Raw genomic sequence first — 22,636 nt, 5'->3', positions numbered from 1 at the left:
GACCCGGCCCCGGACGGGGCCGGGTCTGACTCATGCCGGCTCAGAGGCTGAGCGCCTCGTCGTCCCGGAAGCCCTGGCTGACCTCGACGATCACGCCGTCGGGGTCGGTGAACCAGACGCTGCGCCAGCCGGGCAGGAAATCGTCGAAGCTCAGCGGGCCCAGCGAAACCGGAAGGTCGGCCGCACGGCGCAGGAAGCCGTTCAGATCATCGGTCTGGAACGCCAGGTGCCGCACGATGCCCGGCTGTTTCGGGCCGTCGGCCGTCGAGCCGGCCCCGGCGTCCTGCGCCGCGAACAGCTCCAGGTAGACGTCGCCGCTGCGAAGGAACACGATCTCCGAGTCGCCCAGGGCCACCGATCGCGCCCGGTGGAAGCCGAACCACTCCTGGTAGAACTTCTCCGTCGTGGTCACGTCGCGGCAGTTGAGCGCCACGTGGGACCAGCGCATTCCGCCGCTCACGCCGGCGCCCGGCGGTCCGCGAGCAGATCGATGATCTGCCGGGCGAACAGGTGGGCGTGCATTCCGGTACGCCCGGTGACCAGGTCCGCACCGTCGACCACCACGTCGGAGTCGACGTACTCGGCGCCCATGTTGCGGACGTCGCCGACGAGGTTGTTGTGGCAGACCACCTTGCGGCCGCGGATCGTCTCCGGGATGGAGGCGAGCAGCCAGAAGCCGTGACAGATGACGCCCTTGAGCACGCCCGGCTCGTCGAAGGCGCGGCGCAGGAAGTCGGCGGCCGGCGCCAGCCGGTTAACGTCCTCGGTGAACCGCAGCCGGTCGGAGACCATGCCCGACGGCACGATCACCGCGGCGTACGAACGCAGCGTCTCGTCGTCGACGTTCTCCAGGCTCTCGTGTGCGGAGAACGGCGCCCGCCACTCGTGCCCCAGGAAGGTGATCTCGCTCTGGCCCCAGAGCCGGGTGAGGAAGTGGACCTCCGCGCCCTCCTCCGCGAAGCGGCGCTGGTAGTAGTGGATCTCGGGCTCGAAGAAGTCGCTCTCCACCAGGATCGCGATCTTCGCGCCGGAGAGCGGGCCCTCCCGCAGGGTGATCTCAGCCATTTCGTGCCTCCGTGATCAGCTCGGCGGCCCTCTCCGCGATCGCCACGATGGCCGTGTGGCAGTTGCCCGAGGGCACCGCGGGCATGACGCTCGCGTCCACCACCCGGACTCCTCGCACGCCGCGGATGCGCAGCTGGGGGTCGACGACGGCGAGGTCGTCGATGCCCATCCGGCAGGAGCCGGCCTGGTGGTGGTAGCAGTCGGCCTTGGCGCGGACGAAGTCCTCGATCTCCCGGTCCGTGCGCACGCCCCTGCCCGGCGAAAGCTCGCCGCGCAGGTGCTCCTTGAAGGCCAGGGACGCGAAGATGTCGCGCGCCATCTTGAATCCCTCGACGAGCCGGTCCACGTCGGAGCGGTCGCCGAGGTAGTTCGGGTCGATCAGCGGTGCCGTCAGCGGATCCGTGCTCGCCAGCCTGATGGTGCCGCGTGAGCGGGGCCGGACCACGCCCGGCAGGATCGAGACCGCGTTGGGGTGCTGCTGGCCGACGATGATGTCGAACGGCACGTGCACGAACGCGAGCTGCAGGTCAGGGGCGATCATGCCGGGCTGGGAGAGGGCGAACAGCGCCGACTCCGAGAGGTTCTGCGTGCCGGCGACGACCGGGTCGGCGGTCTCGGCGATGAGACCGGTGAGCACGTGGTTGTGGAAGTTCTCCCCCACTCCGGGCAGGTCGGCCACCACCGGCACCCGGAAGCGGCGCAGGTCGTCGCCGCGCCCGATCCCGGACAGCAGCAGCAGCTTCGGCGACTCGATGGCACCCAGGCAGACGAGGGTCTCCGCGCTGGCGCGCACCGTGTGCACCCCCGGCTCCGCCCGGGAGACGCCCGGCAGCCGGCGGCCCGGCCCGGCGGCCTCGGCCGGCGCCTGCTGCAGATAGCGCACGCCGACGCAGCGGTCACCCTCGAAGACCAGGTTCATCGCGTGCGCGTCGGTGCGCAGGGTGAGATTGGGCCGGCTCAGCGCCGGTTCCAGGAAGGCGTGCAGGGCGCCCTGCCGCTTGCCGTCCTTGACGTCGATGTGGTGCCAGCCCGTGCCGATCATCTCGGGGCCGTTGAAGTCCGGCACCCGGGCGTGCCCGAGCTCCTGGCAGGCCTCGATGAAGACCCGCGACAGCGGGTTCGGATCGTGGTCACCGGCGTTGGTGACCGTCTGCGGCCCGCTGACGCCGGTACCCGGGCCGGTCTTGTCCTCCTGAGCCTCCAGCCGGGCGAAGTACGGCGCGAGGTCCGCGTACGACCAGCCCGCCGCGCCCTGGTAGGCCCAGTTGTCGAAGTCGGACCGGTGCCCGCGTACGTGCATCATGATGTAGAGGTTGCTGCTGCCGCCGGGCAGCTTGCCGCGGGGCTCGTAGATCCTGCGGCCGTTGAGCCCGGGCTGCGGCACCGTCTCATAGCCCCAGTCGATCGGGCTGCCCAGCAGGGTGAACCACAGGGGCGCCTGGTCGACGGCGGCGGGCACGAAGTCGCCGCCCGCCTCGAGCACGAGCACGCGCACCGCGGGGTCCTCGGTCAGCCGGCGGGCGAGCACCGAGCCCGCGGTGCCGCCGCCGACGATCACATAGTCGAATTCCTCGTCGCTCATCGCGGCGCCGCCCTAGGACCCGGCCGGCAGCACGGCGCGGAACGGCGTGGTGTCGTGGAAGTTCGCCATGTAGACGATCTCGCCGCCGACGACGTGGAAGTAGTTCATCACGCCGGCCTCGATCCGGCCGCCGCCCGGAACCACGGCGCTGATGTGCGAGACGACGCCGGCCTTCTCGCCGTCGACGATGATCTCGCGGGGGCTGTTGCGGAACGAGGCGTACATGGCGGGGAAGCCGGCCATCATGGTGCGCAGCGTCTCCCGGCCCTCCACGTGCCCGGCGAGCTGCTCGTCCATCACCTGGTCGACGGCGAACAGGTCGCACCAGGCGTCCCACTTGCCGGTGTTGGCCAGGTCGTAGTAGCGGTTCACGACAGTTGCGGTGTCCATCGGCGCTCTCCTTCGCGAGTTGCCGGGCCTAGAGCGATCCGGAGCCGGGCATCGGCTTCATGCCGTCGACGGTGTAGGTCTTGAGCTTGATGGCGTCGTCCGGCGCGAAGACGAGCTCCCAGCTCTGGTACGCGTCGAAGCCGAGGAACTGGCTCGTGGCGGCCGGCGGGTTCCAGATCTTGCACTGCCAGTTGACGACCACGGTGAGGCTGGCGCCCGTGGCGTCGAGCCGGGTGATGTCGACGGACCTGACGGTGTGCTCCTCGTCGAAGAAGCGGTTGGTGACCGCCTTGTACCAGTCGACGAAGCCGCTGTGCCCCCGCGCGGTGACCTCGGGGAATCGCATCTCCAGTCCGTCGTCGACGAGGTACGGCAGCACGTCGGGCAGATCGTCGTGCCGGTCCAGCGCCCGGTACCACTCGACGACCATGGTGCGGATGGAGTCTTCGGAAATCGCCATGGATCCATGTCCTTTCGCGCGGCCGTCGACCGCGGATGCACGGGGTGTCAGGTCGGCAGGGTGTCGTCTGTCTGCAGGTCGATGAGCAGCGGCCGCCGGGTGGTGAGCACCCGCTCGACGGTCGACGCGATCTGCGAGGGCTTGTCGAGCCGGACGCCGTCGGCGCCCAGCGACTGCGCCAGCGCGACGAAGTCGATCGCCGGATGGCCCAGGTCGAACGAGTGCGGGTGGGGCCGGCCCTCGATGCCCTGTTCCTTCCAGTACTCGTCGATGTTGGCGTTGAGCAGCTGGTAGCGGTGGTTGTTGCAGACCACGAAGACGGCCGGCACCTCGTGCCGGACGGCGGTCCACACGGCCTGGTACGTGTACATCGCGCCGCCGTCGCCGGTGAACCCGATGACCGTACGGTCGGGGTGGGCGATCTTCATGCCGACCGCGCCCGGGATGCCGACGCCGAGGGAGCCCCCGCGGGTCACCTGGTAGTTGCCCGGAATCTCCGGCTTGAGATACCGGGTGACGTACGGCGAGGCGGTCAGCGCCTCGTCGAACACCATGAGGTCCTTCGGCGCCCGCTGGGCGAGCGCGGCGAGGAAGCCTCCGATCAGCGTGTCGTCGGGCGCCTCGCCGGCCTTCGCCTTCTCGGCCGCGCGCCTGCCGATCCGGCCGGCCGCGGCGGCGTCCTGTTCCGGGGTACGCAGCCGGTCCAGGACGTCGGCGAGGGCCGCCAGGGTGGGCTTCGGATCCGCGATGAGTCCGAGCGTCACCGGATGGTTCTTGGCGATCTCGTAGCCGTCGAGGTCGAGGTGCACGATCCGGGCGCCGGGCGCAAACGGCGACACCAGGTCGGGAAAGACCTCGGGGAACACGTAGGTACCGACGATCAGCACCGCGTCGGCGTCCTGCACCGCCGCCCGGCTGACGGGCCCGAACATGTGCCCCAGCGCCCCGCGGGAGAGCGGATGGGCCGAGGGCATCGGCACGTCGGAGTAGTCCGCGTACCAGACGTCCGCGCCCAGCTTCTCCGCGACGCGGACCAGTTCGGCCTCCGCGCCGGACGTGGTGATGCCGTCGCCGACGACCAGCACCGGCCGTTCCGCGCCGGCGAGCAACGCCGCCGCCTCGGCGACCAGGCCGGGGGTGGGCAGCACCCGGGTCGACGGGTGGACCGTCGCCAGGATCGGCTCGTCGTTGAGCTGGTCCAGCACATCCATGGGGAGCGCGACGAAGACCGGCCCGCGCGGCGGGGTCATGGCGATCTTGACGGCCCGCCGCAGGAGCCGCAGCAGCGACCGGGAGTCGACCACCCTGGTCGCCCACTTGGTCACGGGCCTGGCCATGGCGACCAGGTCGGCGGCCATCTGGGCGTCCATGGAGTCGTACGCGATGCCGGACTCGCCGGCGACCACGACGAGCGGGGTGTGCCCCCGCTTGGCCTGGTACATCATCCCGATTCCGTTGCCCAGCCCGACTCCGCTGTGCAGTTGCAGTACGGCGGGGCCGCCGGTCGCCCGGGCGAAGCCGTCGGCGACGCCCGCCGCGACGGTCTCCTGAAGGGTGAGGATGTAGTGGAAGTCCGGATAGGACTCGAGGGTGTCGAGGAAGCCCTGTTCCACCGTTCCCGGGTTGCCGAACATGTGCGTGATTCCGTCGGCGAGGAACTGCTCGATCATCGCTTCTTTGCCGGTTCTGGGCATCGGTGGCTACCAGCCGTAACGGCGGAGATCGTGCTCCAGGACCTCAATCAACTTCTCGCCGGTGCGGAACGAATCCGCGGTGGATCTTCCCGTGACGAAGGGGTAGTCCACCACGACGGAGATTTCCTTGCCGAAGTTGCCGTGGTAGCGGCCTTCGGGGCCGGTGGCGTCACGCAGGATGTACTCAAGCGGGTACGGCGGCGGCCCCATGTTGAAGTCCGTGGTCAGGAAGCCGGTGCCGTCCTTGTAGTCGTACTCCTTGCAGTGCCCGGTGACGTGCTTGTTCCAGATCATGCTCTGCCGGCTCTCCCAGTCACGGGCGAAGGCGAGGCAGGCGACGCCGTAGCACTCGGCGCCGATCACCTTGCCGGAGTGCAGGAACGACAGGATGAGATCGTGCACCCGGCCGTTGTTGGCCAGGTCCACGATCGGGCCGCTGCCGCCGACGAGGAGCAGGGCGTCGTACTCGGCGATCCGCTCGGCGAGGTCGTCGCCGACCGCCCGGTTGTACGCCTCCAGCGACCGCAGGTAGCCGGCGTCGCTGGCGTAGGGGCGCTCGGGAATCCAGGAGGAGAGGTTCTCCGGATGATCGAGACGGGTGGACCCGTCGAGGTCGCGTGCCGTCTTGGCCACCTCCGGTGACACGACGCTGCGCCCGAGCGGCGGGTCGAGGAAGCCGGCGTCCAGGCTCGGCGGCAGCGCGTGCGGGCGGCCGCCGCGCGGCGTCATGAAGGTGACGTCGTAGCCGCGCTCGTCGAAACGGGTCAGCGGGCCGACGAGTTCCTCGCCCCAATAGCCGTATTCGGACAGCACGGTGAGGATCTTTCGCGTCATAGGGACTCCTCATCCGAATTGGGCCGGCGGCGCTTTGGCACGCCAGACCCTGCGATAGGCGAAATGCTTCTGCGCACCCGGAGACAAGTCAATGGACACCAAAACCGCCGCGCCGACGCGCGGCAATCCATCGGCGACATACGTCAAGTCGGCTACGGTATATCCGCCCCCCAACAGATTCATCGTTGTCAAACTAAAGCCCCGGGCGCCGACCGGGCCGCCAGGCCGGTGCCGACCCGCGGCGGCCGGCCGAACTCCGTGGCATGAGCAGCAAAAAGTCGGGTACTACGTCAAGTTCTCCGCCGATCTTCCGCAAGGCACGCGGCCGAAGGCAACTGCTTGAGGTTGTAACACTACGGAAACACGCAGTGGGATAAGACAAACGTTACAAACAGCATCCTAGTTGACCTGAGTTTGTCTGTATTTAAGTTATATAGCTATTTTTAATGTATATACGCGCCAGGCTCGACGCTTAGATTTTCCCCTTTCAATGGTTGTGAATTCCGAGAACCTTGGTTAGAAATGTCATTGGCGCCCGTCCGGCCCGCACTTAACGCCGGTTCCGGTATTCGGAAACTTCGGAGCGCACGACCTCGGGGGGCCAGTGTGGAAGATGACCACGAGCGTACGAATCTGGGCGCGGAAGATCATTTTCTGGAGTTCTGCGGTGACATTTTTCAGACACTTCACAGGGTGGATCAGCGACGCGCTGGCCAGACGTACTTGAATGGCCTTCTCAATTGCGAGGGTCGCAAGTCGATACGGCGAATGGCGGCGTTATCGGCCAGCCATCACTCGGAGCAGTCGCTGCAGCAGTTCATCAACCAGAGCCCCTGGGACCACCGCCCGATCCGGGAACGCCTGCTCGGACGCCTCGTCGACGCGGTCAAGCCGGAGGCCTGGGTGATCAGCGAACTGGCCTTCCCCAAACACGGACGGTATTCGGCGGCGGTGCATCGGCAGTACGTCCGGGCCGAACGCCGGGTCAGCAACTGCCAACTCGCCACGGTCGCTGTCCTCGCAACTGAGGAACACAGCGTTCCCGTCAACTGGCGGCTGGTGTTGCCCGAACCCTGGCGGGCCGACGAGGAGCGACGTTCCCGGGCACGGATGCCCGCGCACGAGTTGCCCCGGCCGTACTGGCAATATCAGATCGAGACGATCGACGACATGATCCTGGACTGGGGCATGGCTCCCGCCCCGGTCGTCGTCGACGCGGTCCAGCTGGCCACGGTCGACGCGCTGCTCGCCGGGCTGACCGACCGCAAGCTGCCGTATCTGGTCCAGGTGGGGCCGAACGTCGCGGTCCGGTACGCCCCCGATCGTCCGCGACTGGCCGGCGGCCGCCCCGTGATGCAGCCGGGCGTCCGGCCGCAGCCCTGGCGAGGCACCGCCGGCGACCTGGTCCACCGGCTCCACGATCAGCCGCGCTCGACGGTCAGCTGGGAGAACCAGGAGCGGGTCCACCGCTCTCAATTCCTCACCGCGCCGATCATGCCGCCGGGCGGCGAGACGCCGGCGGAACGCTCCGACCCCACGGAGACCGAACATCAGCTGGTCGTGGACTGGCCCTTCAACAAGTCGCGACCGCGCGGCTTCTGGATCACCAATCTCACCGACGAGTCGCTGTCCTACGTGGTCAGGCTGACCCGGCTCCCGGTCAAGGTGCACAGCCGGCTGGAGAGCCTCGCGTCCCGGTTCGGGTTGCGGGACTACGAGGGCCGCACCTTCGGCGGGTGGCACCACCACGTCACGATGGTCTCGGCCGCGTACATCTACGCCCTGCTGGATTCGCTGCGCGCCACCAACCTGGCCTGACGGCCGGTCCTCAGCCGCGGCCGCGCCGCTACCGGGCGGCCCCGGCGAAGGCCGGGCGGCGGTGGATCGCGAGCATCGTGATGTCGTCGCTCTGATCCGCCGCTCCGGCGTGCGACGCGAGTTCCTGCTCGATGCAGTCCACCAGGTCGAAGACGTCGACCGCGCCGTCGCACACGATGCTGGTTATCCGGTGTTCACCGAAGAACCGCCCGTGCGCGTCGCGCGCCTCACTCACGCCGTCGGTGTAGATGAAGAGCAGGTCCCCCACCCGGACGACGGCACGGGCCGGGACGAACGGCGGGTCTTCCACCAGGCCCAGGGCCGGGCCGGTCGGATCCAGGTGGATCACGGCACCGTCGGCCCGCCGCAGCAGGGGTGCGTTGTGCCCGCAGTTGACGTACACCAGCGAGCCTGACGTCGGATCGACGATCGCGAAGAAGACGGTGGCGAAGTAGGCCTGCAGCATGTGGTTGCGCATCAGGTAGTCGTTGGTCGCCGTGACCGCGCGGAGCAGCACGGCCTCGTCACGCCGCCGCTCCGCCTCCCGCAGGCCCGCGAGGCCGAAGCCCGTCCTGACACCCGAACGCGCGCCGATGTCCAGATAGACGGCCGTATACCGCAACAGGGTGCGGATCAGGGCCATGAAGAGCGCGGAGCCGACCCCCTTGTCGCAGACGTCGGCGACGACCAGCGCGATGCGCCGGCCGCCGAGCAGCTCGAAGGCGTCGTAGAAGTCCCCGGAGACCTCGCGGGCCGGCCGGTAGGACGCGGTCAGGTCCCAGCCGTCGGGCGCGGGCAGGTCGTCGGGCAGGAAACCCATCTGGATCTCCCGCCCGATGGCCAGCTCCCGTTCGTAGCGCAACAGGTCCGCGGCCGTGCTGTCCTCGACCACCGTGCGAACGGCCTGCCGCAGGCTGGAGGTGACCAGGCGATCGCAGACCTGGCCGACCACGTACGGGGGCACGATGTAGTCGGTGCCCGCCAGCACGTGCCGTTCGAGCTCGGCGAACTCCGCGTCGACGAAGACGACCACCGCGGGCTTTCGCCTGGCGGACCGGGTGATGGCGATGACCAGCCGCCTGACCAGGTCGACGTCCAGCCCCGCATTGATCAGCAGAAGATCCGGTGCCGGAACCCACGGTGCCGGCTGCTGCCGCAGCACGTCCTCCGGCTGGACGTGCCGGACCTCCGTGCCGGCGGCGGCCAGGGCGGCGCCGAGACGCTGCGCGTTGGCCGACCGGATGCTGACCAACCACGCTGACTGCACAGTCATTCCTACTACCTCTCGCCAGGTGCATCGCCGCTGTCAGGCTCGGCAGCCGGCGTCGGTCCACGATGGATGTGGACGGTGACATGATTGCGGCCCTGCGAGTACTCGTAGGCCATTCGATCAACCGCCTGGCGGGCCAGGAAGAGACCGAGACCTCCGGGCGTACGTTCGCCGAGCGGGTTGCCGAGGTCCTGCGGCAGGTGACTCCGGGTCGGATCGAACGGTGGGGCGTCCTCGCTGACACGCAGCCAAACCTCGGAGGGTTCGACGCCGGCCTCGAGCAGGATCTCGTTCCAAGGCCCGCGGGAGTTTCCGAATCCGTGCGTGATGGAGTTGATGACCAGCTCCTCAACCGCCAGCCGCAGCCTGCCGGCGTGGACGGCCGACAGACCACCGGCTCGGGCAAGGTCGTCGACGAACGCGACGACCTTGTCCAGCGAGCCGGTGGTCGCCGTCAGAGTCAGCTGGACCACGCCTACTCGGGTACCTGATCGGCGAAGTCGACGCTGTGGTGAAAGCCGACCATCCGGATGGTGCGCTCGACCTCGTCGCTCGCCTGCACGAGGATGATGCTGACGCCGTCGTCCATCTTCTGCCGGGCGAAGACCAGGCCACGCAGGCCGGCCGAGGACAGGTAGGTCAGGTTGGCCATGTCCAGGACGAGCCGCTCGACACCGCCCTCGGCGGCGACGTCGACCTGCTTGCGGAAGTGGCTGGCGGTCGAGGCGTCCAGTTCCCCATCGAGGGTGATGACGACGGTGTTGCCGTTGCGAATCAGGTTGGTGTTGAACGACACTGGTTGCTCCTCAGTTCGGTTTCCTTGAAGCGGTCCGCCACTCAGGCGTCGATCGGACGGCTCCCCAGCAGGACCACGGTCGAGCGTGGGCCGAGGGTGACGCTGTGCTGGTTGTCCAGGAGCACCTCCTGGCCGGGGACGGTGGTGGCAAGCGGCCCCGGCGCATAGGTGTCGACGAACCGGTGCCAGCGCATACCCTCCGGAAGGTCCGGGAGCTGCATCTCGTGCGCGGCCCAGTGGGAATTCGCCGCGATGTAGACGTGGCTGTCGTCGCCGTCCACGCTGTGACCGTTACGCATCACCGCGATCAGCCGGCTGGACTCCGACCAGTCCGGTTGCCAGGCCTTCGTTCCGTGCCAGCTGACGTCCGGATAGCCGCAGCCGACCGGGTCGTCGCCCCGGGGATGGTGCCCGTCGCGCAACGACGGGTGCCTCTTGCGGAACGAGATCAGGTTGCGCACGAACTCGAGCAGCTCGGCGTTCTCGTCGACGAGGTTCCAATCCATCCAGGTCAGCTTGCTGTCGTGGCAGTAGGCGTTGTTGTTGCCCTGCTGACTACGGCCCACCTCGTCGCCGGACAGAATCATGGGTACGCCCTGGCTGGTCAGCAGAAGCACCATGGCGTTCTTCATCTGCCGCAGCCGCAGAGTGTTGACCTCGGCATCGTCGGTCTTTCCCTCGGCACCGCAGTTCCAGCTGTTGTTGTCGTTGGCCCCGTCGCGGTTGTCCTCGCCGTTGGCCTCGTTGTGCTTGTCGTTGTACGAGACCATGTCGGCCAGGCTGAAGCCGTCGTGGCAGGTGATGAAATTGATCGAGGAGCAGGTGCCCCGGGCCCAGTAGAGGTCCGGCGAGCCGACCATGCGGGTCGCCAGGTCCCCGACGTCGCCGTCGCCCTTGAGGAACTTGCGAACGGTGTCGCGGAACTTGCCGTTCCACTCGGACCACCGGCGGTAGTTGGGGAAGCTGCCGACCTGGTAGAGGCCGCCGGCGTCCCAGGCCTCCGCGATGAGCAGGCAGTCCGTGAGCACCGGGTCGAAGGCCATCGACTCGAGCAGCGGCGGGTTCTCCAGCGGGGCGCCGTCGGTTCCGCGCCCCAGGATCGCCGCGAGGTCGAACCGGAAGCCGTCGATGTGGTACTCGCTCGCCCAGAAGCGCAGGCAGGACAGCACATAGTCGCGGACCACCGGGCTGTTGCAGTTGAGCGTGTTTCCCGTGCCGCTGAAGTTGTAGTAGAAGCCCTCCGGCGTGAGCATGTAGTACGTCCGGTTGTCCAACCCGCGGAAGTGGATGGTCGGCCCGAGCTCGTTGCCCTCGGCGGTGTGGTTGAACACGACGTCGAGCGTCACCTCGATGCCCGCCCGGTGGAATTCCTTGACCATGTTCTTGAACTCGTCGCGCTGCATCCCGAACGCACCGGTGGCGGCGTAGCCCGCCTTCGGGGCGTAGAAGCCGACGGTGGAATAGCCCCAGAAGTTGTAGAGCCGTTCACCGGTCGCCTCGTTGATGCGGCTGTTCTCGAACTCGTCGAACTCGAAGACCGGCATCAGCTCGACGCAGTTCACGCCGAGCTCCTTGAGGTAGGGGATCTTCTCCACCAGGCCGGCGTAGGTGCCCGGCTGGGCGACCCCCGAGGACGGGTCCTGGGTGAAGCCGCGGACGTGCAGCTCATAGACGACCAGGTCGGTCGAGGCGATCCGCAGCGGCCGGTCGTCCTCCCAGTCGAAGTCCTCGTACGTCAGCCGGGACCGGTACGGGTACGGCCTGTCGCGGTCCGGCACCTCGCCCCAGGAGTCCCGGCCCGAGAACGCCCGGGCGTACGGGTCCGCCAGGATCTGGCTGTGGTCGAAGCGATCGCGGAAATCCTGCTGCTCGGGGCCGAAGACCCGGTAGCCGTACTCGATGTTCTCGTAGTCCAGGCCGAAGACGACCATGGACCACACCGAGCCGATCCGGAACTGCGACGGAATCGGCAGCTCCACGAGGGGTTCCTGCGCGCCCTGCTCGAACAGGACAAGCGTGACCGCCTGGGCGGAGCTGGAGTAGATCGAGAAGTTGACCCCGCCGCCGGGGACAACCGTCGCCCCGAACGGCTCGGTGCGCCCCGGACGTACGTCGTAGCCGTTGACCTGCTGGGTGGGGAACGAGTCGATGCGGCCGGCCTCGATCGCGGCGGTCACTCGGCACCTCCCCGCTGTCCGACCGGCTCGCCGAGCCGGACCAGGCACTGCTCGACGCTCTCGTCGACGGTGAAGAACGACAGGAACCCGGTGGCGGTCAGGATGTTGCGCAGCTGGGTGGAGAGCCCGACGAGGGTGACGTTCGTGTCCACGATCTGTGCCCGCCGGTAGATCTGCAGCATCGTGCGCAGCCCGGCGCTGGTGACCAGCCCGAGCCCGCCGAGGTCCAGCAGGACCTGCCCGCCGGGCGGGAGCGCCTCCAGGATCTCGCGCTGCGTCTCCGGCGCGATCCGGCCGTCGAGATCTCCGGACAGGCTGAGGATGAGGGTGTCTCCTGCTTGGCGTTTACCGATTTCCATCGGAATCTCAGCCTTCCTGACCGCGGCGGGTCGGTACGAGGGTGACCTTGACCGACAGCGACTCCGTGGAGATCGGCAGGTCGACGGTGGCGTTCTGCGCGTCGAAGACCTCGTACGGCTTGCCGTCGATCTCGACCTTCTCCAGCCGGAAGCTCCCGGCCGGGAGCATGTCCGGCGCCACCCGCAGCACCCGGTGCGCGTCCGGGCGAGGCTTGAAATAGAGGTCCAGCGACTGCCCGGTCAGCAGCAGCGACGTGTACGTGGTGGCGAGGTAGCACAGCTCCGCGGAGTGGTACATGCTCATCGAGTGGCTGCCCTTGAGCCGCTCGGTACCGAGCAGGTACGGCATGCCGCTGGCCAGCACGTTGAAGTAGACCGCGCCCTCGTCGTGGTCGAGGAAGAAGGCGTTGTAGAAGGCCGCCGCCTGGCGCGCCTCCGCGAGGTTCTGCTCGCCGCCGACCGTCCCGGCGAGGATCAGGTAGGCGAGGATCGCCTGCTCCTGCTGCCACCAGGCCTTGCGGTCGTGCCAGGCGAACCGGTGCCACTCCTGGCCCGGCTTGAGCGTGCGGTCCACGACGTCGTACCAGCCGCCACGCTGACGGTCGCTGCCGACCGCCGGCATGATCTTCGCGATCTTCTCGGCCAGCTCCCGGTAGCCGTCCTTCGGGGTGACCGAGTTCATCCGCATGAGGTTCCAGGCGATCTTCAGATTGTGACCGACCACCGCACGGTCGCCCTGCCAGGTGTGCTCCAGGTCGTGCGACCAGTCCGTGAAGAAGCGCTCGTTGACGAACGGGCTGTAGTCGTAGTCCGGGAAACGCTCCATGATGGTGTCGAAGGTGCGCTCGAGCATCTCCCGGTACTTCTCCTCGCCGGTGGCGAGGTACGCGTTGATCAGATAGGCCGGCGCGTGATCGCCGACCGAATTCCAGTTCTTGCGCGCGCGGTTCGCGCCGAGCGACTCGTGATCGGGGCTGAGCAGCACCGGGTCGATGTGCGAGAAGTACCCGCCGCCCTCGACGTCGCGGAAGTGGTTCTCGAACAGCCGCATCGTGTGGTCGATGTCCGAGGCGATGCGCCGGTCACCGGTGATCCGGAAGGTCTGCGTCGGACCCGCGAGGGCGTAGATCTGCTCGTACATCGGAATGGCGTCGTAGTCGTCGTCGAATTCCGAGGTGAAGAGCTTCTTCTCGTAGTCGCCGTCGATTTTGACGCCGTGGTACCAGTAGACGATGTCATTGTCGGAATCGACGAACCGCATGTGATCACGCAGGTACTGCGTGCCGCGCTCGGCGATCTCCAGGTATTCGTCCCTGCCGGTCAGCAGGTATGCCGACGCCATGCCGTAGACCATGCGGGAGATCGTGTCGGTCTCCTGCACGTGGCTGTCGCTCTTCTCGCCGCCCAGGCGAATGTTGGTCCGGTACTCCCGGAAGTCGATGGTCCCGGTGCCGAATTGCGCCTTGCGGTAGAAGCCCGCCAGCGAGTCCAGCTGGTTGGTCCACCAGGTGCGGTTCTCGAAGCTGAACTCGCCGGCCGCGCGTCCGTTGAAGACGATGCGCTTCGCCTCGAAGGTGTAGCCGTCACCCTCCGGGTAGAAGGTGCCGTAGACGAACAGGTGACGGCCCTCGGTGAGCATCTGCGGCAGGTGCGTGCAGGCGTCGACGTAGGGTTCGTCGAGGTTGCGCAGCATCTCGGCGGCGAGGTCCGGGGTCAGGTGCACCGCATAGGTGTCACCCGCGCTCGTCTCCAGCTCGAACACCCCACGACTCTCGTCATAGGTGGTGACGTGACCGGCGATGGTATCCATGAATGGAAAGTGCATGACGGCGTCCTACCTTTGATTGTTGGCCGGCAGCTCAAATCCGGGGCCAGGGAGGCGATCGGCGCACTCCCAGAAATGAAACGCCCTCCCAGGGCGGGATGGAATCGGTGCGAAACAACGGCCCGAATACCTGAGAAATCATTACCGAGCCGTCGATACGGGTCAACGCCGGACAGCCGGAACACCCGTGCGCCAAACACTCGCGCCGCCATCTTCGTCAAGTCGGCGCAGCAATTCCCGCCGATTGCTTTTGCGGCAATCAAATCAGTCGAACTGAAGCTCCTGCGGTACGCCGACCCAGGCCTCGCCGTCCGGGCCGTACTCCTTCTTCCAGATGGTGGTCTCCTGCTTCATCAGCTCGGCGCACATCCTGGCCGCCTGGAACGCCTCGGCGCGGTGCGGCGCCGCGGCGGCGATGACCACCGCGACCTCGCCGACCTCCAGCAGCCCCAGGCGGTGCGCCACCGCGACCCGCACGCCGGAGCCGACCCGTTCGCATCGGGCGATGATGTCCGCGAAGCTCTGCTCGGCCATCGGCCGGTAGGCCTCGTATTCAAGACGGCTCACGGGCTTGCCGTCGGTATCGCCCCGGACGTAGCCGATGAACGCGGTGACGCCGCCGCGGTCCGGGCCGACGACCGCTCCCACCACCTGCTCCAGGCTCAACGGGTCCTCCGTGACCCGGACGTAGGGACCGGATCCGCCGGCCACGGGCGGGATCACCGCGATCACGTCGCCGTTGCGGAGCGTCTGCCCCGACGGCGCCATCTCCTCGTTGACGGCCACCTTGACGAGCCTGCGCGCCGGGCCGAAGCGCGGGTAGGTGGTGCAGAGCACATCGAGGACGTCCTTGAGCGTCGAGCCGTCCGGCATCGACATCAGTTCGTCGCGCCGGTGCGCGACCCGTTCCCGGATGTACCCGAAGTACAGCACCCGGACCTGCATGCGACTCCCCCTCAATGATCGGGCCTGCGTTGGTATTGGCCGCTGCGGCCACCGCGCTTCTCCGCGAGGCGCCAGGTGGTGTCGTTCGGCACCGTCTCAGCCGCCGCGGGTGTGCATCTCGAGGTGGGGATCGCGTTTCAGGCTCTGGAGGCTGACGAACACCTTGTCGGGCGAGCGGGTGCCCAGCCGATCTTCGGCGCCGCGGTCCCGGCGCTGCCGCCAGACGCCTGCGATGAGGTCACGGAGTTCGGCCGGGCCGGCGCCGGCGCGCAGCGGCGTACGCAGGTCCATGCCGGACATCGCGTAGAGGCAGCGCAGCCAGATCCCGTCCGCGGTGAGCCGGCTGCGGTCGCAGGAGGCGCAGAACGGCTGGGTGGTGCTCGAGACGATCCCGAACACGCTGCCGTCCGGCAGGACGAACCGGTCGGCCGGCGCCGGGCCCGTTCGAGCCGGCGCGGCGATCGGGCCGTAGTGCGCGGCCAGCGTGGCCAGGATCTCCTCGCGGGTGTACACGAGCTTCGGTGACCAGCCGGTGGCGCCGCCCACGTCCATGTACTCGATGAAGCGGACCTCCGCCGGCACGGTGCGGCCGAATTCGAGGAGATCGACAAGTTCGTCGTCGTTGACCCCCCGCATGACCACCGTGTCGATCTTCATGCCCCCGAGGCCCGCGGCCGCCGCTGCCGCGATCCCGGCCAGCACCTCGTGGTGCGTGCCGCGCTGGGAGATCGTCCGGAACCGGTCCGGGCGCAGCGTGTCCAGGCTGACGGTGACCCGCCGCAGACCGGCGTCACGCAGCGATTCCGCGTGCCGCGCGAGCAACACCCCATTGGTGGTCATCGCGAGGTCCGCGACGCCGGTGAGGTCGGCGAGCCGCCGTACGAGGTCGGCCGCGCCCGCCCGCAGCAACGGCTCGCCGCCGGTCAGCCGCACCCGGTCCACCCCGAGCGACACGAACGCCTCGGCGAGCCGCACGATCTCGTCGAACGTGAGCAGGTCTCGCCGCGGGAGCCAGGCGTACTCCGCCTCCGGCATGCAGTACCGGCAGCGCAGGTTGCACTGATCGGTCAGCGAGATCCTCAGCGAACCGAGCGGCCGGCCGAACGCGTCGACGGGGTTCGTCCCGCCGGGCACATCGGCGGCGGCGCGCGGATCGGCCACGACTCGAGCATCGAACATCGGTCCCCCGTGCATCCGAAGTCGTCAATACAGCCGGGCGCGCACAGCCTAACGGGGCAGATCCCCTCTGCCCGTGCCCGGCTCGCGCGCCGCCGAAGCCCTCTGACCAGGCAAATTCCCCGGTCCCGGGTTTGCCAGCCTCAGCTTCGGACCGGTCGAACGTCAACTAGGACGACATTCAACGTTGTGTCGGCGCGGCGGGGACGCGCGGGCGGCGACCCGGCCCGCGCCGGAGTCAGGCCCGGCTCCGCGGCCCTCACCGCTGCGATGTGGAGACCGGCGTGCTCAGCAGCCTCCGCCAGCGCGGCAGCTCCGTGAACGGCACGACCAGGCAGAGCACCGTCACCGGCACCGCGACCCACCACGGCCAGGCCACCCAGGCCGCGACCGCGGCGGCCACGATCTGCAGCAGCACCAGCAGCACGGTCACGACGCCGGGCACCGCGACGATCACGCCGCCGGGCTTGTCGCCCTGCGTACCGAAGATCGTGGGCAGCCCGATCAGCAGCGCCACTGCGGCGATCGCCAGGACCGGCGAGTGCGGCCAGAGTGCCCACCCGGTGCCGACCCACGCGATCAGCTCGGTGAGGAAGCGAAGGATCGACGCAGTGTCGTGGTGCCCCGGCCCGCCCTTGTCGATCACAGGGGACAGTCTGTGCCCGTCGCCACCCCTATGTCACGCATCGCCGAGGCGCCGCCTTTCGAGGCCCTCCGGCAGCAGGTCGAGCGCGAACGGGAACTCGCCGTCGTCGTCGCAGCCGCCGAGTGCGCCGTCGTGGGTGACGGCGGTGGCGAGTTCGGCGAGGTGCGGCATGGTCTCGGCCCAGGCGGCGACGGCCGCCGGCGGCGGGGAGGTGTCCGGGTCGTCGTTGAACAGGTCCTGGCTGAGTCGGTCACCCGGCGTCGTGGTCCTCCCTCTCCCAGCGGGTGTGATGGCGCCGGGCCCAGGACCGGGACACCAATCCGGTACGCAGCCCGCGGCGCGCCTCGGGGTCGTTGGAGGCCATCCAGATGTGGCCGCAGACCAGGGCGCCCAGCAGCAGGGCCAGCCAGTCGTGGACGAAGGTGGCACCGGTGCGGATGAACAGCGGCGTCAGCTTCGGGAACCACAGGATGAGCCCGGTGCCGATCATCACGAGGACCGCTCCGGTGGCGGTGGCGGCGTACAGCTTCTGGCCGGGATTGAATTTCCCGGACTCATGCCGCGACCGTACCGGAAATCCTGCAAACAACCTGCACACGTCAGCTATTGAGCATAGGTAAGCGCTTTCCTAGACTGACATCGATCGATGTTTCGGTCCGGTTACGGCAAAGACTGGCCGGGCCGCCCGGTTTCCGGCTTCCGCATCGCACGACGCCGAAGCCTCTACCGCCGCCGAAATGACGACACCCATCCGTAGATGAAGGCGAGGCGAAGATGAGGCGATCAGTCGCATGGCGACTCCTGGCGGCGCTGGCAACGGCGGCCGCCGGAGGCGCGATCTGTGTGGCGCTGCCGATGTCACAGGCGTCGGCGGCGACCGGCGGCGTCACCGGTTACGCGACCCAGAACGGCGGGACCACCGGCGGCGCCGGCGGGCAGACCGTGCGGGCCACCACCGGGACCGCGATTCACACCGCCCTGTGCAGCCGGGCCAGCAGCAGCACCCCGATCATCATCCAGGTCGAGGGCACCATCAACCACGGCAACACGACCAAGGTGTCGGGCAGCAGCTGCAACACCGCCGCCGGCGTGATCGAGATCAAGGAGGTCAGCAACGTCACGATCGTCGGGGTGGGCGGCGGCGCGGTGTTCGACCAGCTCGGCATCCACCTGCGCAGCGCGTCGAACATCATCGTCCAGAACGTGACCGTCCGGAACGTCAAGAAGTCGGGCTCGCCCACCTCCAACGGCGGCGACGCCATCAGCATGGAGAGCAGCGTCCACAATGTGTGGATCGACCACAACAGCCTGCTCGCGTCGGGCGGCGAGGACGAGGGCTACGACTCGCTCATCGACATGAAGGCCTCCACGAACTACGTGACGGTTTCTTACAACACGCTGCGCAACTCCGGCCGCGGCGGGCTCATCGGGTCCAGCGACAGCGACCTCGCCAACGGCCCCGTGACCTTCCACCACAACCTGTACTCGAACATCGAGTCCCGCACGCCCCTGCTACGGGGCGCGACCGCCCACATCTACAACAACTACTACGCGAACCTCACCAAGTCCGGCATCAACCCGCGGGCCGGCGGCAAGGCCAAGGTCGACAACAACTACTTCAAGGACTCCGCGGACGTACTCGGCACCTTCTACACCGACCTGCCCGGCTACTGGCAGGTCAGCGGCAACATCTTCGACAACGTCACCTGGTCGGCGCCGTCGAGCGACAACCACCCGGCCGGCCCGAACCCGACGTCAAACACCTCGATCAGCATCCCGTACGCCTACCAGCTCGACCCGGCAAACTGCGTTCCGCAGATCGTCGCCGCCACCGCCGGCGCCGGCACGGGCATGCAGGTGTCGAACGGCAACTGCTCGGCGCAGACCCCGACGGCGACACCGCCGACCACCTCGCCGACGCCGACCACCCCCAGCAGCCCGCCGACGAGCCCCACCACCAGCCCGAACCCGCCGAGCGGAACCAACCTGAGCATCGGCGCCGGCTCCGACGGCTCGAGCAAGGCCAGCGGGACGAGCTACGGCGACGTGCGGGACGGCAACCTGGGCACCCACTGGTCGCCGGCGGGTTCGACCGGTGACATCTCGATCAAGTGGAGCTCGGCCACCGCGGTGTCCTCGATCATCATCCGCGAGGCGTCGGGCTCCGCGGGCAACATCGGGTCGTGGCAGGTCCTCAACGCCGACACCGGCGGCGTGCTGGCCTCGGGCAGCGGGGCACGCACCATCACGTTCCCGTCCACCTCGCTGAAGAAGATCACCTTCAGGATCTCCAGTTCGACCGGCACGCCGACGGTCGCCGAGTTCGAGACGTACGCCTAGCTCGGAACCGACCTGTATTGACACAAGCCGAGGCCTCCTTGTATCAAGTACATGACACAAGGAGGCCTCGGCAGTGTGGTACGTACCTTTTCTGACGGTGACGATCGCGGTGATGCTCACGCTGACCACCGGCGCGCTGATCCTGATCAGGCTTCATTGGCCGCTGCGCCTGCCGGTCGCTCCGGGGTCCGCCGGCTGGGACGACGACGGTGTGCCGGTTCGCCCGCCGACGAACGCGGACGGCCGCGCGGTGGCCCGGGCCGACCGGTGGCGGTGGGCGGGCCTGCTCGCCGGCGCCGCCGGTGCCGCCGTCGCGATCGCGGCGAGTGAATCGGTACGCGGAGCGATGATCGCGGCGCCGGTGTTCGTCGGCGGCGTGCTCGCCGGGGCGTTCGCCGGGGAGCTGTGGACTCCCGCGCAGGCGGGGCAGGTGCGCCGCGCCGAGCTACGGATCCGCCGCTACCTCGACTACGTGCCGCCGACGCTCGGCGTGCTGGTGTCCGTCGCGGCCGTCGTCCTCTTCGCGCTGGCGACCTTCACCACGATGGAGGGCGCAGCGCGGGGGTGGAATGCGACGAGCCGGCGGTCAGGGTGCGGCGCGGGCGAGGTCCTGCCCGTGCCCGAATGGCTCTGGCCCGGCGCGTACTACACCGTTCCCGGCCTCTTCGTGGTTCTCGGCGGACTGACGCTGGCCGGTCTCGCGCTGCGCCGCGTCGTGCGACGCCCCCGGTCGACCGATGTCTTCCACGTCGATGACGTCTCGCGGCGGCGGTCCGCCGAGGTTGTCACGGCCGCGGCCGGCGTGATCGTGCTGGTGCCCCTGATGGGCGTCGCCGCGGCGGCCGGCATGGCGATGGTCTCGCTCGCCGGCGTCTGCGGTGAGCCGTCGTGGGCCTCGGCGGGACCGGCGCTGTCGGCGCTCGCGCTCGCGGCCTTCGTGGCGGCCGCCTGGTGCGGCGCCTACCTGGTCCTGCCGTCGGCGCGCCCGGCGCCAGGTGGCACGGCATGACCGACTGCACCGCAGCGAAGCAAGGGCCAGAAGGGCATGCCAAAGGTGGCACAACATGACCGAATTTCCGGTGCTCACGGTGCGGTCCACGGATCCGACGCCGCCCTACGAGCAGCTGCGCCGGCAACTCGCCGCATTGATCCACGACGGCACGCTCGCCGGCGGTCAGCGGCTGCCTCCGCTGCGGCAGATCGCGGGCGACCTCGGCCTGGCCGTCGGCACGGTCGCGCGTACCTATCGGGAGTTGGAGGCGGCCGGGCTGGTGGAGTCGCGGCGGGGGCGCGGCACCCGGGTCACCGACATTCCACCGCCCCGGGCCGAGGACTCCCCCGCGCTCCTGCGCGCCGCGGAGGAGTTCGTGCAGCGGGCGCGGGCCTTCGGCGCCGAACGGTCCGCGATCGTCGCGGCCGTCCGCCAGGTCCTGGACGGCTCTCCGTGAGGCCGGACGCTGCCGGGGTTCGCTGCTCGGCCTCGTCGCCGGCGGCGTCGATACCGCCACCGCGGTCGCCGCCGTCGTGCTCTCCCGCGTCGTCAGCTTCGGCTTCATCATCGGCGCCGGCTGGATCACCTGGTACCTCATGCGGCGGCGCCACCCGCATGACGCGGCGGCCTGATCCCGTCTGATCGTCCGCCGGTCCCGGCGCCCGTTTGCCCGATCCGAATGCGCCTCAGCGAAGCACCATTCGTGAATTGATTACTGAAAAGCTGTTATGAGGTTCGAGTGACGGATTATCAATTCACATTCTTGAATTCGTGGGAGCGCTCCCGTAACGTTCCTGGCATCTTTTCCCCACGCCTGCGTCGCAATTGATGATCGTCGCCGGGTGCCTCGCCCAGGGAGGGCCTCATGAAGATCAAAGCCTTCTTGCTCGGCGTGGTGCTGGCGGGCGCGGCCGGCCTGGTGGCGACCGCGACGTCGGCGCAGGCCGCGACGGGTTGCCGGGTCGACTACGCGATCACGAGTTCGTGGCAGGGCGGGTTCGGCGCGTCGGTGGCCGTGACCAACCTCGGCGACGCGGTCACCGGCTGGCAGCTGTCGTGGTCGTTCGCGGCGGGCCAGACGGTGGCCCAGCTGTGGAACGGCTCGGTGAGCCAGTCCGGCTCGCAGGTCACCGTCGCCAACGCGAGCTACAACGGGAGCATCGCCACCGGCGGCACCGCGTCGTTCGGGTTCAACGGCTCCTGGACCTCCAGCAATCCGGTGCCTTCCGCGTTCGTCCTCAACGGTACGGCCTGCACCGGCGCGACCGCGACGACCACACCGACCCCGACGGCCTCCAGCAGCCCGCCCGCCACCGGCCTGCCCTGCGACCTGTACGCCGCCGGCGGCACGCCGTGCGTGGCCGCGCACAGCACCACCCGGGCCCTGCTCGCCGCCTACACCGGCGCCCTCTACCAGGTGCGCCGCTCCTCGGACAACACCACCCGCGACATCGGCGTGGTGAGCCGGGGCGGCGCGGCGAACGCGTCGACGCAGGACGCGTTCTGCTCCGGCACGTCATGCGTCATCACGATCATCTACGACCAGTCGGGGCGCGGGAACAACCTCGGCTATCAGGGCCCCGGCGGCATCGGCGGCGCCGACACCGCGGCGGGCGCCACTCGAGAGTCGGTCACGGTCGGCGGCAGCAAGGCCTACTCGCTCTACATCAACGCCGGCAACAGCTACTGGCGCAACGGATCGGCGACCGGCATCCCGACCGGCAGCGCCCCCGAGGGCATGTACATGGTCACCAGCGGCACGCACGTCAACGGCGGCTGCTGCTTCGACTACGGCAACAGCGAGACGACCCGCCGGGCCGACGGTGCGGGTGCGATGGATGCCATCTACTTCGGTACGAGTTGCTGGTTCGGTGGCTGCTCCGGTTCCGGCCCGTGGGTACAGGCCGACCTCGAGTACGGGCTCTACCCCGGCGGGAGCAGAACCTGGAACCCCAACCAGCGCGCCTTCACCAGCAGGTTCGTCACCGCCACCCTGAAGAACAACGGCACCTCGCGGTTCGCCATCAAGGGCAGCAACGCCCAGTCCGGCGCGCTCGCCACGCTCTGGGACGGCTCGCTTCCGCCGGGCTACAGCCCGATGAGGAAGCAGGGCGCGATCATCCTCGGCAGCGGCGGCGACTGCTGCATCGACAACACCAACATCAGCGTCGGCACCTTCTACGAGGGCGCCATGGTCGCCGGATATCCGAGCGACGCCACCGAGAACGCCGTCCAGGCCGCCGTCGTCGCGGCCGGCTACAAGTGAGC

At 68.7% G+C, this 22,636-nt stretch carries 23 protein-coding genes; 5 read left to right on the top strand and 18 right to left on the bottom strand.

Going from position 1 to position 22,636, the window contains the following annotated elements; genetic code table 11:
• Window positions 1-40 precede the first annotated feature (40 nt).
• The 7 genes from AB0F10_RS19980 to AB0F10_RS19950 are packed head-to-tail and all read right to left on the bottom strand — an operon-like array spanning window position 41 to window position 6,025.
• Window positions 41-460: a VOC family protein gene (locus AB0F10_RS19980; RefSeq protein ID WP_360626763.1), complete on the bottom strand. Its 420-nt coding sequence runs from the start codon at window positions 458-460 to the stop codon at window positions 41-43.
• Window positions 457-1,065, bottom strand: coding sequence for a DJ-1/PfpI family protein (locus AB0F10_RS19975; RefSeq protein ID WP_360626760.1), 609 nt, complete (start codon window positions 1,063-1,065; stop codon window positions 457-459). The genes AB0F10_RS19980 and AB0F10_RS19975 overlap by 4 nt, the downstream gene beginning before the upstream one ends.
• Window positions 1,058-2,647, bottom strand: a complete 1,590-nt coding sequence (locus tag AB0F10_RS19970; RefSeq protein WP_360626757.1) for a GMC family oxidoreductase N-terminal domain-containing protein — start codon at window positions 2,645-2,647, stop codon at window positions 1,058-1,060. The genes AB0F10_RS19975 and AB0F10_RS19970 overlap by 8 nt, the downstream gene beginning before the upstream one ends.
• Before the next feature lie 12 nt (window positions 2,648-2,659).
• Entirely contained in the window at window positions 2,660-3,037 is a 378-nt protein-coding gene (locus tag AB0F10_RS19965) for a nuclear transport factor 2 family protein (protein WP_360626754.1), read from the bottom strand.
• A 28-nt stretch (window positions 3,038-3,065) separates the two neighbouring features.
• Window positions 3,066-3,497 carry a nuclear transport factor 2 family protein gene (locus AB0F10_RS19960; protein WP_360626751.1) on the bottom strand — a complete coding sequence of 144 codons (432 nt, stop codon included), beginning with the start codon at window positions 3,495-3,497 and terminating at the stop codon, window positions 3,066-3,068.
• Window positions 3,498-3,544: 47 nt separating this feature from the next.
• On the bottom strand, window positions 3,545-5,191 hold the full coding sequence (locus AB0F10_RS19955) for a thiamine pyrophosphate-binding protein (RefSeq protein WP_360626748.1): 1,647 nt from the start codon (window positions 5,189-5,191) through the stop codon (window positions 3,545-3,547).
• Between the two features lie 6 nt (window positions 5,192-5,197).
• Complete coding sequence (locus tag AB0F10_RS19950; RefSeq protein WP_360626745.1) at window positions 5,198-6,025, bottom strand: type 1 glutamine amidotransferase domain-containing protein; 828 nt, start codon at window positions 6,023-6,025, stop codon at window positions 5,198-5,200.
• 522 nt (window positions 6,026-6,547) lie between these two features.
• On the opposite strand from AB0F10_RS19950, the gene AB0F10_RS19945 reads away from it, so the two are divergent.
• Window positions 6,548-7,843 carry an IS701 family transposase gene (locus AB0F10_RS19945; RefSeq protein WP_360626742.1) on the top strand — a complete coding sequence of 432 codons (1,296 nt, stop codon included), beginning with the start codon at window positions 6,548-6,550 and terminating at the stop codon, window positions 7,841-7,843.
• 28 nt (window positions 7,844-7,871) lie between these two features.
• Here the strand turns inward: AB0F10_RS19945 and AB0F10_RS19940 are convergent, their stop codons facing one another.
• The 11 genes from AB0F10_RS19940 to AB0F10_RS19890 form a co-directional block, all read right to left on the bottom strand.
• Complete coding sequence (locus AB0F10_RS19940; RefSeq protein WP_360626739.1) at window positions 7,872-9,116, bottom strand: PP2C family protein-serine/threonine phosphatase; 1,245 nt, start codon at window positions 9,114-9,116, stop codon at window positions 7,872-7,874.
• Window positions 9,117-9,121: 5 nt separating this feature from the next.
• The gene (locus AB0F10_RS19935; RefSeq protein ID WP_360626736.1) at window positions 9,122-9,586 is read right to left on the bottom strand and encodes an ATP-binding protein; all 465 of its coding nucleotides are present in this window, start codon (window positions 9,584-9,586) and stop codon (window positions 9,122-9,124) included.
• Window positions 9,587-9,588: 2 nt separating this feature from the next.
• Window positions 9,589-9,909 carry an STAS domain-containing protein gene (locus AB0F10_RS19930; protein WP_360626733.1) on the bottom strand — a complete coding sequence of 107 codons (321 nt, stop codon included), beginning with the start codon at window positions 9,907-9,909 and terminating at the stop codon, window positions 9,589-9,591.
• 41 nt (window positions 9,910-9,950) lie between these two features.
• Window positions 9,951-12,086 carry a glycogen debranching protein GlgX gene (glgX, locus tag AB0F10_RS19925; RefSeq protein ID WP_360626730.1) on the bottom strand — a complete coding sequence of 712 codons (2,136 nt, stop codon included), beginning with the start codon at window positions 12,084-12,086 and terminating at the stop codon, window positions 9,951-9,953.
• Window positions 12,083-12,445, bottom strand: a complete 363-nt coding sequence (locus tag AB0F10_RS19920; protein WP_360626726.1) for an anti-sigma factor antagonist — start codon at window positions 12,443-12,445, stop codon at window positions 12,083-12,085. Before AB0F10_RS19920 ends, glgX begins: the two co-directional genes overlap by 4 nt.
• A 7-nt stretch (window positions 12,446-12,452) precedes the next feature.
• Window positions 12,453-14,255, bottom strand: a complete 1,803-nt coding sequence (locus tag AB0F10_RS19915; protein WP_360626723.1) for an AGE family epimerase/isomerase — start codon at window positions 14,253-14,255, stop codon at window positions 12,453-12,455.
• Window positions 14,256-14,534: 279 nt separating this feature from the next.
• On the bottom strand, window positions 14,535-15,215 hold the full coding sequence (locus AB0F10_RS19910) for a molybdenum cofactor biosynthesis protein MoaE (RefSeq protein ID WP_360626720.1): 681 nt from the start codon (window positions 15,213-15,215) through the stop codon (window positions 14,535-14,537).
• 96 nt (window positions 15,216-15,311) lie between these two features.
• Complete coding sequence (gene moaA / locus AB0F10_RS19905) at window positions 15,312-16,376, bottom strand: GTP 3',8-cyclase MoaA (RefSeq protein ID WP_360626717.1); 1,065 nt, start codon at window positions 16,374-16,376, stop codon at window positions 15,312-15,314.
• 274 nt (window positions 16,377-16,650) lie between these two features.
• Window positions 16,651-17,037, bottom strand: coding sequence for a hypothetical protein (locus tag AB0F10_RS19900; RefSeq protein ID WP_360626714.1), 387 nt, complete (start codon window positions 17,035-17,037; stop codon window positions 16,651-16,653).
• Window positions 17,038-17,070: 33 nt separating this feature from the next.
• A complete protein-coding gene (locus tag AB0F10_RS19895) occupies window positions 17,071-17,208 on the bottom strand; it encodes a hypothetical protein (RefSeq protein WP_360626711.1) in 138 nt (45 codons plus the stop codon).
• A 79-nt stretch (window positions 17,209-17,287) separates the two neighbouring features.
• The gene (locus tag AB0F10_RS19890; protein WP_360626708.1) at window positions 17,288-17,635 is read right to left on the bottom strand and encodes a cytochrome b/b6 domain-containing protein; all 348 of its coding nucleotides are present in this window, start codon (window positions 17,633-17,635) and stop codon (window positions 17,288-17,290) included.
• Between the two features lie 176 nt (window positions 17,636-17,811).
• Between AB0F10_RS19890 and AB0F10_RS19885 the strand changes: the two genes are divergently transcribed.
• The 4 genes from AB0F10_RS19885 to AB0F10_RS19870 all read left to right on the top strand — a co-directional run bounded on the left by AB0F10_RS19885 (window position 17,812) and on the right by AB0F10_RS19870 (window position 22,634).
• The gene (locus AB0F10_RS19885) at window positions 17,812-19,377 is read left to right on the top strand and encodes a polysaccharide lyase family 1 protein (protein ID WP_360626705.1); all 1,566 of its coding nucleotides are present in this window, start codon (window positions 17,812-17,814) and stop codon (window positions 19,375-19,377) included.
• 97 nt (window positions 19,378-19,474) lie between these two features.
• A complete protein-coding gene (locus AB0F10_RS19880) occupies window positions 19,475-20,386 on the top strand; it encodes a hypothetical protein (RefSeq protein ID WP_360626702.1) in 912 nt (303 codons plus the stop codon).
• A 55-nt stretch (window positions 20,387-20,441) separates the two neighbouring features.
• Entirely contained in the window at window positions 20,442-20,825 is a 384-nt protein-coding gene (locus AB0F10_RS19875; RefSeq protein ID WP_360626699.1) for a GntR family transcriptional regulator, read from the top strand.
• Window positions 20,826-21,233: 408 nt separating this feature from the next.
• Window positions 21,234-22,634 (top strand): arabinofuranosidase catalytic domain-containing protein, encoded by a 1,401-nt coding sequence (locus AB0F10_RS19870; protein ID WP_360626696.1) that lies wholly within the window; start codon window positions 21,234-21,236, stop codon window positions 22,632-22,634.
• The last annotated feature ends 2 nt before the right edge of the window (window positions 22,635-22,636 follow it).

This window comes from Actinoplanes sp. NPDC026623, from assembly GCF_040638275.1.
GTDB lineage: Bacteria > Actinomycetota > Actinomycetes > Mycobacteriales > Micromonosporaceae > Actinoplanes.
The sequence above is the reverse complement of the archived record's forward strand: the minus strand, read 5'-3'. Positions and strand labels throughout refer to the sequence as shown.